Here is a 14,704-nt window from a genome sequence, read left to right as displayed (position 1 = left end):
CGCGCGATCCGAGGGTGGAAGCGTGCTTCAGGAAACCGCCGCCCCGGCCCTCGCCCCCACCCCGCCCTCCTCCCCCGCCCCGTCCAATCCGTACCTGCGCCTGCTGGCCACCCCCGGGGCGCGCGCGTTCACCGCGGGCAACCTCCTCGCCAGGCTGCCCATGGGGATGTTCAGCGTCAGCGCCGTCATCATGATCGCCGGGGCGCACGGCTCGTACGCCCTCGCCGGGGCCGTGACCGCGACCGGACTGGCCGCGACCGCCGTGGTCGCCCCCTGGACGGCACGTCTCGTCGACCGGTACGGCCAGGCCCGGGTCGCGGTGCCCGCCACCGCGATCGCCGCACTCGGCTCGCTGGCCCTGGTCCTCTGCGTGCACTACGGCGCCCCGGTCTGGACCCTCTTCGCCGCCTACGCCGCGACGGCCACCACCCCGAACACCGGAGGCATGTCGCGCGCCCGCTGGGCCCATCTGCACCGGGGCGACGCGGCGGCCCTGCACACCGCGAACTCCTTCGAACAGGCCGCCGACGAGCTGTGCTTCATGCTCGGCCCGGTCCTCGCCGCGTCCCTGTGCGGGGCGCTCTTCCCGGAGGCCGGCACCCTCACCGGCGCGGTGCTGCTCATGACCGGCGTCCTGCTCTTCGCCGCGCAGCGCGCGACCGAGCCGCCGGTGGCGCCCCGCACCCCGGCCGCCTCTCCCCTGCGGACGCCGGGCATCCCCGCGCTGCTCGCCGTCTTCCTCGCGACGGGGGCGGTCTTCGGCGCGATGGAGGTCGTCTCCATCGCGCACGCCGGGGGCGCCATCCTCGCACTCCAGGCCGGCGGCTCCTGCGTGGCCGGGCTGCTCTACGGGTCGCTGCGCCCGGCGGCGGCCGTGGGCCGCAGGCTGCTGCTCTGCCTGACGGGGATGACCGTACTGATGTCGCTCCCGCTGATCGCCGCGGCCACCACCGGCTCGCTGCCCGTCCTCGCGGGCTGCCTGCTGCTGGCGGGGGCGGCCACCGCGCCCACCATGGTCACCGGCATGACGCTGGTCCAGCGGCTCACCCCGCCGGCGCAGCTCAACGAGGGCATGACGCTCGCCGTCACCGCACTGCTGGGCGGCATAGCCGCGGGCTCCGCGGCGGGCGGCTGGACGGTGGAGCACGCCGGGACGGTGACCGGATACGCGGCGCCGATGTGCGCGGCGGCACTCGCCCTGGCCGTGGCGGCCGTGGGCACGCGCAGAGCCTGAGGGCATACGGGCACGCGAACGAACGAGGACCCCGCTGCCAGCGGCAACGGGGTCCTCGTTCACATGGGAATTGTGGAGATGGCGGGAATCGAACCCGCGTCCAACGGTGCGGAACCAGGGCTTCTCCGAGTGCAGTTCGCTACGCTTTTCTCGGCCCCGGAGGTCACGCGAACAAGCCTCCGACAGGCCCAGCCACTGTTTGATTTCCTTCCAAACCCCGTGGCCGGGCTTAGAAGTTTAGATCCCTAGTTGATGCCAGGATCCGGGTCGGGATCACTCCCGGGCTGACACTCCGCAGAGTCTTCGCTAGCTGCTAATTAGGCAGCGAGGGCGAAGGCGGAGGAATCGCGCTTGGAATTGGCGATTATTTTTTGCGACATATGGTTTACGAGATCATTGCCGCTTCCTCGACTCGCTTCCCCTGCTTCGACATCCGCTGTCGAAACCGATCATCCCCATGTTGATTTTTCAATCGTGCGCCCTCTGTGGGGTGCACGCCCATCGTACGTGACCAACGCACGCGGATGCCACCGTATTCCCGCCGCCCCGGGGCGGCGGGCCCCGGGCCCGTCCGCTGCGAGGCCCGGTTACGCGCTGCGCTGACGGCGGCGGGCCGCGGCGATCGCGCGGTTCGTCTCCCGCGTGTCCTGCTTCTCCCGCAGCGTCTGGCGCTTGTCGTACTCCTTCTTGCCCTTCGCCAGCGCGATCTCGACCTTGACGCGGCTGTCCTTGAAGTACAGCGCGAGCGGCACGATCGTGTGGCCCGTCTCCTGCGACTTGGACCGGAGCTTGTCGATCTCGGCCCGGTGCAGGAGCAGCTTGCGCTTGCGCTTGGCCGCGTGGTTGGTCCACGTGCCCTGCACGTACTCCGGTACGTGGATGTTGTGCAGCCACGCCTCCCCGTCGTCGATCTGGACGAAGCCGTCGACCAGCGACGCCCTGCCCATCCTCAGCGACTTGACCTCCGTACCCATGAGCACGAGACCGCACTCGTAGGTGTCGATGATGTGGTAGTCGTGCCGCGCCTTCTTGTTCTGCGCGATCATCTTGCGCCCGGTGTCTTTTTCCTTGGCCATAGTGCGGTCATTTTCGCACTACGACCCACCCCCGAGGCCACTCAATACCGTCTCGCCCCGCTGCTGGGCCTCAGGACCCGCCCCGACGTCCGGTGTGATGCCGCTTCCCTCGACGCTGCGGCCCGCCGGAGTGCGGTAGTGCCCGACGGTCAGCTCGGCCACCGAGCCTCCCGGGAGCTTGCTGGGCAGCTGCACGGATCCCTTGCCGAAGGTGCGCGATCCGACGGTCACGGCCCTCCCCCGGTCCTGGAGCGCCCCGGTCAGCAGCTCGGCGGCGCTCATCGTGCCGCCGTCCACCAGGACGACCACGGGACGCTCGGTGTCCCCGCCGGGATCGGCGTAGAGGGCGCGCTGCTCGCCGTGGACGTCGTACGTGGCGACGAGCCCGCCGTCCAGGAAGGCGGAGGAGGCGGTGACGGCCTCGCTGACCAGGCCCCCGGAGTTGGCCCTGAGGTCCAGGAGGATCCCGGCGTCCCCCGGCACCTCGTCCACGGCGTCGCGGACGGCTGTGCCGGCGCCCTTGGTGAACGCGGCGACCTTGATCAGCACGGCCGACGACGGGGCCCGGCCGAGCCGCCGGACGCTCACCGGGTCCGTGCCGAGCCGGGCCCTGCGCAGGGTCGTCACCCAGGAGTGCCGGCCGCGGCTCAGCCCGAGGACCACCGTGGAGCCCTCCGACGCCTTCACCCGGTCCCCGCGCAGCAGGGCGACCACTTCGGCGACGGGACGCTTCTCGACCGGGCGCCCGTCCACGGTGCGCAGCAGGTCGCCCTCGCGCACCCCCGCACGGTCCGCCGGTCCGCCGGCCTTGACCCCGGTGACGGTGACCTCGCCGCGGGCCGAGCGGCGGGCGGCGATCCCCACCCCGGTGTACGAGCCGTCGAGGGCCTGCTCGAACTCCTCGTACTCCCGCTCGTCGTAGACCGCACCCCAGCGGTCCCCGCTGCGGCTGACGACCTCCTCGGCGGCGTCGGTGCCGGACTTGCCGTCGGCCTCCGCGTCGGCGACCGCGTCGGCGATCTCCTCACGGTCCACGGAGCCGACGGTGGAGGACACCGCACGGGTCTTTATCTCCGTGCTCTCCCCGTCCTCACGGGGCAGGGACCCGGTGGCCGCGGCGGTGGCCAGCACGCTCGCGAACACCAACGTCAGGGCCGCCCCGCGGCAGATACCGCGGGGTTTCAAATGGTACGTAAGGCCCGGCATGTGGCCGAGTGTAGGACAACGCCCCGTCCGCACACGGTTCGTTGGCCGTAAGCGGGACGGGGCGCTCGTCACACCTTGAGGTACTTGCGCAATGCGAAGAGAGCGGCAACGGCGGGCATCAGCAGACCGATCGCGAGGACCAGCGGGAGCTTCGTCAGGACCGCCTCCCAGCCGATGAAGTCGATCAGGTTCAGCTTCTCCTGGAGCGCGAGTCCGCCGTCGATCAGGAAGTAGCGCGCCGCTATCAGGATCACGCAGGCGAGCAGTCCGCCGATCAGACCGGCGAACGCGGCCTCCATGATGAACGGCATCTGGATGTAGAAGCCGGAGGCCCCCACCAGCCGCATGATGCCCGTCTCCCGTCTCCGGCTGAACGCCGAGACGCGGACGGTGTTCACGATGAGCATCAGCGCGATGACCAGCATCAGCCCCATCAGGAAGATCGCGGCCACGTTCATGCCGTTCATCAGCCCGAAGAGGTTGTCCAGGATGCTGCGCTGGTCCTGGACGGACTGCACCCCGTCACGGCCGGCGAAGGCCGTCGCGACCACCTTGTACTTCTGCGGGTCGTCGAGCTTGACGCGGAACGACTCCTGCATCTGGTCCGGCGTGATGTTGCCGGCCATCGGCGAGTCGCCGAACTGCTCCTGGTAGTGCTTGTACGCCTCGTCGACCGTCTCGAACTGGACGGTCTCGACGGCGTCCATCTTCTTGAGATCGGCCTCGATCTCCTTCTTCTGCTCCGCCGTGACGGCACCCTTGGCGCACTTGGGCACGTCCTTGGCGTCGTTCTTGTTGCAGAGGAAGATCGAGACGTTGACCTTGTCGTACCAGTAGGTCTTCATCGAGCTGACCTGCTCGCGCATCAACAGCGCCCCGCCGAACAGGGCGAGCGACAGGGCGACGGAGACCACGACCGCGAAGGTCATCGTGAGGTTACGACGAAGACCGACGCCGATCTCCGACAGGACGAACTGGGCGCGCATGGCGTCCTTTCAGTACTCGAAGCTCAGTGCTGGTAGCCGTAGACGCCACGCGCCTGGTCACGGACGAGACGGCCCTGCTCGAGCTCGATGACGCGCTTGCGCATCTGGTCGACGATGTTCTGGTCGTGGGTCGCCATGATCACGGTGGTGCCGGTCCGGTTGATCCGGTCCAGCAGCTTCATGATGCCCACGGAGGTCTGCGGGTCGAGGTTGCCGGTCGGCTCGTCCGCGATGAGCAGCATGGGGCGGTTGACGAACGCCCGCGCGATGGCGACACGTTGCTGCTCACCACCGGAGAGCTCACCGGGCATCCGGTCCTCCTTGCCCCCGAGTCCCACGAGGTCGAGGACCTGCGGCACGGCCTTGCGGATCTCGCCGCGCGGCTTGCCGATGACCTCCTGCGCGAAGGCCACGTTCTCGGCGACGGTCTTGTTGGGGAGGAGGCGGAAGTCCTGGAAGACCGTGCCCAGCTGGCGGCGCATCTGCGGCACCTTCCAGTTGGACAGCCGGGCCAGGTCCTTGCCGAGCACATGGACCATGCCCTGGCTGGCGCGCTCCTCCCGGAGGATGAGCCGCATGAAGGTCGACTTGCCGGAGCCGGAGGAGCCCACCAGGAAGACGAACTCGCCCTTCTCGATGTCGAGTGAGACGTCCCGGAGAGCTGGGCGGCTCTGCTTCGGGTAGGTCTTGGAGACGTTGTCGAATCGGATCACGGATGCACCACGGTCGGCCGGGGGTAGGTGAGCGTGACCATACGCGAACCCGGCTGACGCGTGCAGTCGGCGTCCAGTAATGGGCGTTATGTAACGGAACGCGACGGCGTACGAACCGGGGCGTGCCGGACCTTGCCCGTCGGGGCGCGCCGAATGCCCCGCGACCTGGCAGAGTGGAAGGGGGAACGGTTGGGTTTCCCGGAGCGTTGTGCGGAGAGAAAGTGAATGCGGCTCCGCCGCGCGGGAGGAGGAATGCGCATGACCTACGACCGACTGGTGTGCGCGAACTGCGCGGCTCCCGTGAGCGAGGGTCGTTGCCGCGTCTGCCGGGCGAGCCGGGAGCGCATGCAGGAGGAGGGTCCGTTCGCGGGGCTGAATCCGGCGATGCTGATCGCCCTCATGGTGATCCTGACGGCCGCCCTGGCCCTGCTCGTGCACCAGGCCGTGTGACCGGGGGATCACCACCGGTCACCACGCCCTGCTGTCCCGGCGCCGTTACGCCTCCCCCTCCCCCGCGAGCACCCGCGGGAGCACCGCGTCGAGCAGTTCGCCCGCCCGCACCTTGCCCGTCGGGCTGTACGGGATCGACGCCACCGGCAGGACATGGGCCGGCAGGCAGGGCACCCGGCCGGCGCAGGCGGCCCGCACGGCCCTGAGCGCCCCCGGTTCCCGCTCCGGGGAGACCGGGACCAGGGGCACCACCAGTGCGTCACCGAGCGTGGGCAGGTCGACACGGAGGACGACCGTGTCCCGTACGCAGGGGAGGTCGATCAGGTCGTACTCCAGGCCGAAGACGTTCACGTCCAGCGGGGCGGTCTCGTCCACCTTGGAGACGCCGTCCGTGCGACCGGTGAGTTCGAGGTGACCCTGTTCGTCGAGGACGCCGCTGTCGCCCGTGAGCAGGAAGCGCCGGGGCCCTTCGCCGTCGCCCGGGTCGAGGTCCAGGAAGACGGGGAGTTCGGCCGCGTAGTCGTCCATGAGCTGGTAGCTCGCGATGGCGACCCGGCCGCGCACGCCCGGCGGGAGCAGGTGTCCCCGCGCGTCGACGACCGCGAGGGTGCTGCCCTCCCAGGCGCTCCCCGCCCTGCCGGGTGCGGTGTGCAGCTCGTCCGGGGTGATCAGGGTGTTCACCCCGGTCTCGGTCGTGCCGTAGTACAGGTGCAGCACCGGCCCGAGACGCTCCCAGGCCGTGGCGATCAGCCACCGGTTGAGCTGCCGGCCGCCGGAGAGCACGAAGCGCAGCCGGGAGGTGCCGGCCAGCCCCTGCGAGTCGGGGTGCGAGACCAGTGAGGCGAGCACCGGCGGGACCATCAGGGTGGTGGTGACGCCTTCGGTCCGGATCAGCCGGGCCAGCTCCGCCCCGTCGCCCTCCGGGCTGAGGACGATCCGGCCGCCGCGGGCCAGGAAGACCCGCGCCCAGCCGGGCCCCGAGGAGTGGTACAGCGGGACCGTCACCAGGTGCACGTCGTCCGGGCCGAAGTCGAACTGGCGTACCAGGGTGGTGAGTCGGCGCTCCTCGAACGAGAAGTTGCGGATCACCATCTTGGGCCGGCCGCTGGTGCCCGAGGTGAAGCAGTACGTCGCGAACGGCTGGTCCACCGGCTCCACTTCGCGCGGTCCGGTGGCCGCGAGGGACGCGTAGGTGGGGGCGTCCCCGGTGGTGCCGTCCAGGTGGACGGCGAGCACGCCGTCACCGCCGTCGGGCACCCCGGCACGCTCCAGGAGGGGCCGGCACGCGGCGGTGCTGATCAGCACGGTGGGCCGCAGTTGCGCCAGGGCGTGCGCCGTCGCCTCCGGGGTCGCCGTGTGGTCGAGGCCGACGCAGGGGACGCCCAGGCTCGCGCAGGCGGCCATGACGACGACCAGCTGCCAGCTGTTCCCGGCGAGGAACGCCGCCCGGGCCGGGCGTTCGGGGGGCAGGAGCGCGTGCAGTCCGGCCGCCACCCGGGCCGTACGGTCCTCGAACTCCCGCCAGGTCAGGCGGGTCGGGCCGTCGACGATCGCTGTGCCGTCCGGGCGCCGGGCGGCGTTCCTGCGGATGTCCGCGAGTTTGAGCATCTGTTCACTCCGTATCCACCGGGGCAGCGGTGTCCGTCGTCCCGCCGGCGGGAGAGACCGCGGCCGTACGTCCTTGGCGCAGCGTGTAGATCTCGACGCCGCTGGTGCGCAGCGCGTCGAGCTCGCCGCGGGTCCGCTCCGAGAGCCTCTCGCCGGGCACGGTGATCGGGATGCCCGGCGGGTAGGCGATGATGAAGTGTTCGGCGACGTCCCCCGCCAGTGCCTCCGTGGTCGCCCGGTAGGTGCGCTGGACGATACGCAGGGCGTCGAGCAGCCGCAGCAGGATCCCCTCGTCGACACCGATGTGGACGTGGAAGACGACCGCGTCCCCGCTCTCCCGCGCGACGTACAGGGCGTACTCGTCGAAGAGGATGCGGCGGAACTCCGCGGCGGTGATGCCCAGGGCGCCGATGTCCACCAGGACACGGGTGGGGTCGTCGTGGACCAGCAGGCCGGGATCGCTCAGGTGCCCGTCGGGTCCGAGCGTGCGGTACGCCGAGAGCCGGGGGTCCGTGCGGATCTCCTCGCGCAGGGTCCGGGCCAGGTTCAGGGAGCGGTCCAGGAGGGCCTCGCCCTCCGCCTCGGCCTGGAGCCTGGCCAGGTCGAGGCTGGCCAGCACCGGCCAGGACGGCGAGGTGGTGTGGTGCTGGAACAGCGCCTGTGCGATGGACTCCTGCATCTCGCCGTCACCCATCAGATGCAGGTACGAGCCCTGGCGCAGCGCCGACATGGACTTGTGCGCGGAGTGGGTGACCGCGACCGTCATGGGCAGCCCCGGGTCGGTCGCGCGCAGTCCGCGCACCGCCTCCAGGGCGGTCAGCGGCTGGAGCCGGGGGTGGAAGCGGTGGACGGCTCCCCAGGCCTCGTCGACCAGGACGGACACCCCGGGGTGCAGTTCGGCCAGCGCGGCGAGCAGGGCCGGCATGTCGTAGCGGACGCCGTCGTAGGAGACCGCGGACAGCACCACCGTGTCGTACGGCACGCCCTCGGCGACGGCGAGGGCGAACATGTCGAGCAGCTGCCGCAGATCGGCGAAGGTCCGGGGGCACGAGGCGCAGCAGCGGCGCATCGGCGCGTACTCCGTCGTGGCGTTCATGTCGCCGAGCGCGAAGTGCACGGACTGGTGGCAGCTGCGGTCGGCGAGCACCCGGCCGCCGCGTGGCACCAGGGCGCCGAGGGCGACCCGGTTGGCGGTGCTGGTGCCGGCCGACAGGAAGGTCGTGGAGTCGGCGCCGAAGCTCGCCGCCGCGAGCTGCTGGGCCGCCCTCAGCGGCCCGCGCGGGCGGAAGAACGAGTCGAGCATCGTGCCGCTGTACGACACCTCCGAGGCGAGCTGCGCCTGCCCGAACAGCGCTTCGTAGACATCACGGATCTTCGAGTTCCGGATGGACCCGCCGTGGGACAGGGGGAGGGCGTGGAACGAGGCGATGTCCCGGCGGGCCACGGAGAGCACCGCCTCGGCGAGCGGCGCACCGCTCGCCGAGGCGGGCAGGGCCCCGGGCCCCGGACGTACAGCGGTGGCGCTGCCGGCTTCAGGCATGGCGTGGGCTCCAGGTGGTGAGGGAACACCCGTGAGGGTGTCGTGGGCCCACTCTCCGCACCCCGCGCCCGTGGGCGACAGGGACTCCGCCGGGCCCCGTCAGTTGCGGGTGACTTCGTCAGGTGTTCCGTCACTTGATCCGTCACCTCCGGGGGTACGGACGGTGGCCCGGCCACACCGCGCACCGCCGCGTCAGGGGAGTTCGGGACCCGGGTGACGCGGCCCCGTGGTGGCCGGACCACCATCGCCGGGAGCGATCTGGTGCCCGGCGCACCTCGCCCCACGGCCCCTGCCGGGGCCACCGTTGGCGTATGAGTGGAGCCCTGAATCAGACCAAGGATGTGTTCGCCGATTTCCCGGACGGCGCCGGGCCGTCCGATGTGGTCTCCGAGCTCGCCGGCGCGGTGTTCTCCGCGTCGCTGCGAAGGAGGGACCAGCGCGCGAAGGGGGAGCAGTACCTGCGCGGGCTGCTGACGGTGGGCGGGCGCAAGACCATGCGTAACGTCGCCTCCCTCGTGGGCGGTTCGGCCGCCGAGCAGAGTCTGCAGCACTTCATCTCCAGCTCCACCTGGGACTGGGCGCCGGTCCGGGAGGCGCTGGCCTGCTATGTGCAGCGGACCGTCCCGCCGCAGGCCTGGGTGTTGCAGCAGATGTCCATACCCAAGGCGGGTGACCAGTCGGTGGGGGTGGCGGCCGGATCCCCGGCGACCGGGGAGGCCCCGGGCCAGCGGGCGTACGGCCTGTGGTTCGCCTCGGAGGAGATGAGCGTCCCCGTCAACTGGCGGCTGCACCTGCCGGAGTGCTGGTTGCAGGACACCTCGAGGCGGCGGCGCGCGGACATCCCCGCGGAGACCGTCGCGGAGTCGCGGGACGAGTGCGCGGTGGCGACGGTCCGGGAGACGATGGACCGCTGGCCGGTACCGCCCAGGCCGCTGCTGCTGAACGCCGGCGGGCACGACCTGCCCATGCTGATGCGGGAGTTCGGGGACGCGGGGGTTCCCGTACTCGCGCGGATCGGGCCGTCGAGCCGGCTGGCGGTGGCCGATCCGGCCCTTCCCGGTTACGGCGCGGGGCCGGTGTCCGCCCAGCAGATCGTCGAGGCGGTCAAGGGGCTGCGCCACCCCGTCCGCTGGGGCGGGTCGAGCGCGCTGGTCGTCGCCGTGCGGGTGGTGTTCGGCCGGCGGGCCCCGTTGGGCCGGCCCGACGCGCCGGGCCGGGGACAGCGCAGCATGCTGCTGCTCGGGGTGTGGAACGACCCGCTGCGGCCGGCGGGGGAACTGCTGCTCACCGACATGACGCAGGCCCCGGTGCCCGCGCTGCTGCGGATGAGCAGGCTCGCCCGCCGGGTCTCGCGGGACTTCACCGAGGTCGGGGAGCGGGTGGGGCTGCGGGACTTCGAGGGCCGCTCCTTCCGCGGCTGGCACCGGCACATCACCCTGGCCTCGGTCGCCCACGCGGCGGCGCTGCTGGGCGGGACGGGCTGGGGCGAGAACACCACGCGCGGGCCCTGGCCCGCGCTGGTCCCCTCCGTCCACCCCGTGCCGGTCCAGCTCCGCACCGCCCGGCCGCAGCGCCTGACCACCCCCTATGTCGCGGGTGCCTCGGCCTGAGGCAGCTCGGCGCCGCCCTTGAGGAGCGTGTGCCGGGCGCGGTGCAGCCGCAGGGCGAGCTGGACCTCCAGGGCGCGCACCGGCTCCTGCCAGCCCGCACCCAGGAGGTCGGTGATCCGCTCCAGCCGGCGCGAGACGGTGTTGGGGTGCACATGCAGGCTCTCGGCCGCCCGCGTGGGGCTGTTCCCCGAGGCGAAGTAGGCCTCCAGGGTGCGCACCAGCTCGGTGCACTGCTGGCTGTCGTAGTCCAGGACGGGCCCGATGGTGAAGGTGATGAAGGCGACGGTGTCCGGGCGCTCGGACAGCAGCATGCCGAGGAAGCCCAGCTCCTGCGGCGACGCGGTGGCCCCGTCGCCGCCCAGCGCGGTCAGCGCGTCCAGGCAGCGCCTCGCCTCCTGGTACGTGGGGACGATCGACCCGGCACTGGTGATGGGCCCGGCGGCGCCGGCCGTCACCGGGTGGCCGAGCACCGAGGACAGCTCACGCGAGACCCTGCGCGCCGCCGCTCCCGGGTCGGTGCCGGGCAGCAGCAGCACGATGCAGCCGCCGTCGGTGGTCTTCAGCCCGGAGAGCCGGTGGGCGTACGAGGACGCCCACACGACCGCCTTGCCCTGCGCGCCGCCCTCCGGGCGTGCCACCACGGCGACATGGGGCTCCGTCAGGTCCACGGCGAGCCTGCGGGCCCGCTCGGCGAGCTGCGCGGGGGTGTACTGCGAGGAGCTGAGCAGCTCGTGGAAGAGCTGGTCGCGCAGCTGCCCCTCGGCGGCGGCCGCGCTGCGCTGCACCTGGAGGAGGACCGCGGTGGCCTGGGCGACGATCCGCAGCAGCTGGGCGGTGATGTCGGAGGACGCGTCCCTCGGCACGAACACCAGCGTGGCGAGGATCTCGTCGCCCGCCGAGGCCGGACAGCACCACAGGCCCTCGGCCGACCTGACCGGGGCCCGCTCGGTGTGGGCGTCGAGCACCGTCCTGAGCAGCTCGCCCTCGTCGAGGCCGGGGACCTCGCCCGCGCCCGCCAGCTCACGCCCGGCCACGTCGCGGACGAGCAGGACGCCGTCGAGCGCCCCGGCCGCGACGGAGGTCAGCTCGTGCAGGTCCCGTCCGCGCAGGACGAGGTCGATCAGCCGGCTCTGCGTCTCGCGCAGATGGCGCGCCGCCGAGAAGAAGTCCATGGCCCGCGAGGAGTCGAGCTCCAGCTCCGATATCTCGTCCCTGGCCCGGTCGAGCAGCCGGGCCTTCTTGATGGCCACGGAGACCAGGTCGCCGAGCGAGGACATCTGGGTGATCTCGTCGGGCGCGAAGTGGCGCACCTTGCGGTCGGCGACGTACAGCGATCCGAAGACGTGGTTCCCGTCGTGCAGCGGCACCGCCATCAGGGCCCGCAGCCCCTCGGCGCGCACCACGCCGTCGATCGCGCCGGTGTGCGGGAAGCGGTCGTCGCCGGGGAAGTCCGGGGACCAGAAGGGGGCGGCCAGGGTGCCGGAACGGCTGCCGGGGCCACCGGACTCGGCGATCCGGAAGCCGACCGTGATCGCCGAGGCGTGGCCGTCGGCGGCCCGGACGTACGAACAGTCCTCGGCCGGATCGTGGAAGCTGATCCAGGACATGTCGAGGTTGAGCAGCCGCCGGGCGCGGCGGGTGACGACCTTCAGGAGCACGTCCAGCTCGTAGGGCAGGGTCAGTTCCCTCGCGGTGTCGACCAGGGCGGCGAGTCCCGCCTCGCGCTGGTGGCGGCGGGCGAAGAGGCTGTGGATGTCGAGGGCGAGGCCTCTGGCGCGGTCGAGCAGGGCGGCGGACTCGGGGTCGGCGCGGTCGGGCAGGGCGCCGCGGATCACTTCCTCGAAGCGCTCCGGGGGTGCCTCCGTCGCCAGTAACTCGAACAGGCCGAACAGGGCGTCACGTACTGAGTGGTCCTCGCTCGACACCGTTCGTTCCCTCCCCCAGGGCCGGCCCGGGGTCTCCGGGCCGTAGGACCGCGAACGTCCCTCCGCGAACCTAAAACCTGCGAGCGGAATCGGTCAACCAAGGGGTGGCGCGAAGCCGCTGGTCAGAACCGGTCGTGTGGCCGGATCCGGCCCCTGCCCTCCTGGCATGTGCCGCCGGCGGTCCGGAACACCTCCGCCATGTCGATGCCCACACCGTCGAGCGCGGCCAGGGCGGCGTGCCCCGCCTCCTCGGCCTTCAGCAGCGTGTCGCCGTTCGGCGGCCCGTGGACGACGGCCGCCTCCAGCCGCTCCAGGGACACCGCCTGCCCGGTCCCCCAGCCCACCAGCGCGGTCAGCTGGTGCGGCAGGGGCGCGGTCCACAGGAGGCGCGGTGGCCGCGCTCCGGCGGCGCGGAGCACCCGCCACCACTCCCCGCCGAGGCGCTCCTCACGCACCCGGAACGCCAGCCTGGCCACCGCCAGGGCCGCCGTGCCCCGGTGCCGCAGGGCCTCCGGGGAGTCCAGCCGGGTCAGCCGGGCGTCGACCTCGGCGTCGATCTCGCCCACCGGCACCGAGATGACGGCGGCGACCCGGCCCAGGCTCAGCCCGGCGGCGAGCGCCAGCTCCAGCCCGCTGAAGTACGCGTCCATGGCCGCGACACAGCCGGCCAGGGTGCGGACGGGCGACACGTCGACGCCCTGCCCTGCGGCCACCGTCGCGGTGACGGCACGGAGGCCGGGGCCGTCGGGGCTGATGCGTACGAGCAGATTGGGCCGGTCCACCGCGCGTCCCGCGTCCCGGTCCAGGGCGGCGGACACCAGTCCCGCGTCGCCGTCGCCCGCCTCGTACACCCACAGGAGCGCGTCGCATGCCTCGCGTACGGCGTCGGCGGACCCCGCGGTGGAGCGCAGGCCGCTGAAGTTCCCGTCGGCCGCGAGCCGGCGGAGCCGGGCGGGTGCGAAGGGTGCCGAAGCGTCTTCCGCCAGCCATCCGGCCACGCCTTCGGCGGCCAGTTGCCGCAACAGCGCGGCTGCCAAGGGGCTGATCATGGGAGCCGAGATTAGAGGAGCCCGCACACCCGCGACAGCGGCCCGGGGCTTCTCCGTCAGGTCCCCCGTTCCTCGGTCAGGTCCGCCGTTCTCCGTCAGTCCCACGGCGCACAGGTGACTTATTCCCGGGCAGTTGACGGAATTCCCCGTCGCCCTTTGCCGCCCCGCCACGGGGACGGGATGTTCGTTGCGGTCACCGGTCCGGTGCCCGACGAGACGAGAGGACCGCAATGCCTGCAACCATTTCCGTACCGCAGTGCCTCGTGTGCGACACGGACTTCGAGATCCAGGACGACTGGGAGCGGGGCGAGATCACCGAGTGCGGTGCCTGCGGCCAGGAGCACGAGGTCGTCGAGAAGAGTGACGCCGCCGTACGTGTCGCTCTGGCCCCCGAGGTCGAAGAGGACTGGGGCGAGTGACCGACGCCCCCGAGGTACTGCTCTCGGTCACCATGCTGCGGCCGGACGAGAAGCTCCTCCTCAACGCACTGCGCGACGAGGGACTGAACGTCCGGCCGCTGCTGGCGGAGGACCTCGCCGAGGTGGTGTCGGGGGTGACGCCCCCGCCCGCCTTCGCCGTGGTCCGCAATCTGTCCCACCGCGAGGCGGTCGGGGTCGCCCGCCGGCTGGAGTTCACCGGCGTCACCGCCCTGAACCGCGCGTCCGCCATCGAGACCTGCAACGACAAGGGCCTTCAGGCCCTGCTGTTCGCCCGGCACGGCATCCCGCACCCGGTGTCCCGTCACACCTTCAGCTACGACCAGGTGCGCAGGACCGTGGCGGAGCTCGGGCTGCCGGCCGTCATCAAGCCGGTCAGCGGTTCCTGGGGGCGCGGAGTCACCAAGGTCACCGACGACGACTCGCTGGAGGCGTGGGTCGGCGGCCGCGAGTCGGCGGACGCCGGCGGCAAGCTGTTCCCCGTCCTGGTGCAGCAGTACATCGACAAGCCGGGCCACGACCTGCGGGTCGTGGTGGTGGGGCGCACCCCTGTCGTCGCCATCCAGCGGGTCTCGGACAACTGGCGGACCAACACCCATCTGGGCGCGCGGATCGAACGCCTGGAGATCACCGGCCCGATCGAGAAGCTCTGTGCCCAGGTCGTCGACGCCCTGGGCGAGGGCTTCTACGGAATCGACCTCATCGAGGACCTCGCCACCGGCGAGCTCCTGGTCCTCGAAGTGAACGCGAATCCCGACTTCGCCCGTTCGTCCGCCGTCCACGGCGTGAATGTGGCAGGCCATCTGGCCGCGTACATAGCGGAGTTGTGCAGCGACACCACGCTCCCCGCGGCCGCGTGACACGAAGGAA

The 14,704-nt window shown here is 71.8% G+C and carries 13 protein-coding genes and 1 other RNA gene; 5 read left to right on the top strand and 9 right to left on the bottom strand.

Translation table 11 applies throughout. The annotated features are described in order from the left end of the window. Positions 1-22 precede the first annotated feature (22 nt). The gene (locus ACZ607_RS29365; RefSeq protein ID WP_469739552.1) at positions 23-1,234 is read left to right on the top strand and encodes an MFS transporter; all 1,212 of its coding nucleotides are present in this window, start codon (positions 23-25) and stop codon (positions 1,232-1,234) included. Positions 1,235-1,304: 70 nt separating this feature from the next. Here ACZ607_RS29365 and ssrA read toward each other — a convergent pair. The 5 genes from ssrA to ftsE all read right to left on the bottom strand — a co-directional run bounded on the left by ssrA (position 1,305) and on the right by ftsE (position 5,215). Then, positions 1,305-1,691: a transfer-messenger RNA gene (gene ssrA, locus ACZ607_RS29360) on the bottom strand. A 130-nt stretch (positions 1,692-1,821) separates the two neighbouring features. Next, positions 1,822-2,310 carry an SsrA-binding protein SmpB gene (gene smpB / locus ACZ607_RS29355; RefSeq protein ID WP_469739550.1) on the bottom strand — a complete coding sequence of 163 codons (489 nt, stop codon included), beginning with the start codon at positions 2,308-2,310 and terminating at the stop codon, positions 1,822-1,824. 18 nt (positions 2,311-2,328) lie between these two features. Continuing rightward, the gene (locus ACZ607_RS29350) at positions 2,329-3,516 is read right to left on the bottom strand and encodes a S41 family peptidase (protein WP_469739548.1); all 1,188 of its coding nucleotides are present in this window, start codon (positions 3,514-3,516) and stop codon (positions 2,329-2,331) included. A gap of 68 nt (positions 3,517-3,584) precedes the next feature. Continuing rightward, positions 3,585-4,502, bottom strand: coding sequence for a permease-like cell division protein FtsX (gene ftsX / locus ACZ607_RS29345; RefSeq protein WP_099172926.1), 918 nt, complete (start codon positions 4,500-4,502; stop codon positions 3,585-3,587). A 23-nt stretch (positions 4,503-4,525) separates the two neighbouring features. Beyond that, positions 4,526-5,215, bottom strand: coding sequence for a cell division ATP-binding protein FtsE (gene ftsE, locus ACZ607_RS29340; RefSeq protein WP_014046319.1), 690 nt, complete (start codon positions 5,213-5,215; stop codon positions 4,526-4,528). A gap of 258 nt (positions 5,216-5,473) precedes the next feature. Between ftsE and ACZ607_RS29335 the strand changes: the two genes are divergently transcribed. After that, complete coding sequence (locus tag ACZ607_RS29335) at positions 5,474-5,665, top strand: hypothetical protein (RefSeq protein ID WP_099172928.1); 192 nt, start codon at positions 5,474-5,476, stop codon at positions 5,663-5,665. A gap of 45 nt (positions 5,666-5,710) precedes the next feature. Here ACZ607_RS29335 and ACZ607_RS29330 read toward each other — a convergent pair whose 3' ends face one another. Further along, entirely contained in the window at positions 5,711-7,273 is a 1,563-nt protein-coding gene (locus tag ACZ607_RS29330) for a class I adenylate-forming enzyme family protein (RefSeq protein WP_469739545.1), read from the bottom strand. 4 nt (positions 7,274-7,277) lie between these two features. After that, positions 7,278-8,813 carry an Orn/Lys/Arg family decarboxylase gene (locus tag ACZ607_RS29325; protein ID WP_469739543.1) on the bottom strand — a complete coding sequence of 512 codons (1,536 nt, stop codon included), beginning with the start codon at positions 8,811-8,813 and terminating at the stop codon, positions 7,278-7,280. Positions 8,814-9,124: 311 nt separating this feature from the next. On the opposite strand from ACZ607_RS29325, the gene ACZ607_RS29320 reads away from it, so the two are divergent. Beyond that, positions 9,125-10,423, top strand: coding sequence for an IS701 family transposase (locus ACZ607_RS29320; RefSeq protein ID WP_469739541.1), 1,299 nt, complete (start codon positions 9,125-9,127; stop codon positions 10,421-10,423). Here the strand turns inward: ACZ607_RS29320 and ACZ607_RS29315 are convergent. Beyond that, positions 10,399-12,348: a helix-turn-helix domain-containing protein gene (locus tag ACZ607_RS29315; RefSeq protein WP_469739539.1), complete on the bottom strand. Its 1,950-nt coding sequence runs from the start codon at positions 12,346-12,348 to the stop codon at positions 10,399-10,401. The two genes, ACZ607_RS29320 and ACZ607_RS29315, sit on opposite strands and share 25 nt — an antisense overlap. 122 nt (positions 12,349-12,470) lie before the next feature. Continuing rightward, complete coding sequence (locus tag ACZ607_RS29310) at positions 12,471-13,397, bottom strand: beta/alpha barrel domain-containing protein (RefSeq protein ID WP_469739537.1); 927 nt, start codon at positions 13,395-13,397, stop codon at positions 12,471-12,473. A 230-nt stretch (positions 13,398-13,627) separates the two neighbouring features. On the opposite strand from ACZ607_RS29310, the gene ACZ607_RS29305 reads away from it, so the two are divergent. Further along, complete coding sequence (locus tag ACZ607_RS29305) at positions 13,628-13,816, top strand: lysine biosynthesis protein LysW (RefSeq protein WP_469739535.1); 189 nt, start codon at positions 13,628-13,630, stop codon at positions 13,814-13,816. Beyond that, positions 13,813-14,694 carry a RimK family alpha-L-glutamate ligase gene (locus tag ACZ607_RS29300; RefSeq protein WP_469739533.1) on the top strand — a complete coding sequence of 294 codons (882 nt, stop codon included), beginning with the start codon at positions 13,813-13,815 and terminating at the stop codon, positions 14,692-14,694. Before ACZ607_RS29305 ends, ACZ607_RS29300 begins: the two co-directional genes overlap by 4 nt. Positions 14,695-14,704: the final 10 nt, after the last annotated feature.

It is taken from the genome of Streptomyces sp. NPDC104381, assembly GCF_055583745.1.
This window is presented reverse-complemented; position numbering and strand designations above follow the sequence as displayed.

Bases quoted from the DNA above. Each gene is read 5' to 3' on its own strand.
- ACZ607_RS29320 (WP_469739541.1), top strand. From the start codon at position 9,125: ATGAGTGGAGCCCTGAATCAGACCAAGGATGTGTTCGCCGATTTCCCG.
- ACZ607_RS29335 (WP_099172928.1), top strand. From the start codon at position 5,474: ATGACCTACGACCGACTGGTGTGCGCGAACTGCGCGGCTCCCGTGAGC.
- ftsX (WP_099172926.1), bottom strand. From the start codon at position 4,502: ATGCGCGCCCAGTTCGTCCTGTCGGAGATCGGCGTCGGTCTTCGTCGT.
- ACZ607_RS29330 (WP_469739545.1), bottom strand. From the start codon at position 7,273: ATGCTCAAACTCGCGGACATCCGCAGGAACGCCGCCCGGCGCCCGGAC.
- ACZ607_RS29325 (WP_469739543.1), bottom strand. From the start codon at position 8,813: ATGCCTGAAGCCGGCAGCGCCACCGCTGTACGTCCGGGGCCCGGGGCC.
- smpB (WP_469739550.1), bottom strand. From the start codon at position 2,310: ATGGCCAAGGAAAAAGACACCGGGCGCAAGATGATCGCGCAGAACAAG.
- ACZ607_RS29310 (WP_469739537.1), bottom strand. From the start codon at position 13,397: ATGATCAGCCCCTTGGCAGCCGCGCTGTTGCGGCAACTGGCCGCCGAA.
- ACZ607_RS29350 (WP_469739548.1), bottom strand. From the start codon at position 3,516: ATGCCGGGCCTTACGTACCATTTGAAACCCCGCGGTATCTGCCGCGGG.
- ACZ607_RS29305 (WP_469739535.1), top strand. From the start codon at position 13,628: ATGCCTGCAACCATTTCCGTACCGCAGTGCCTCGTGTGCGACACGGAC.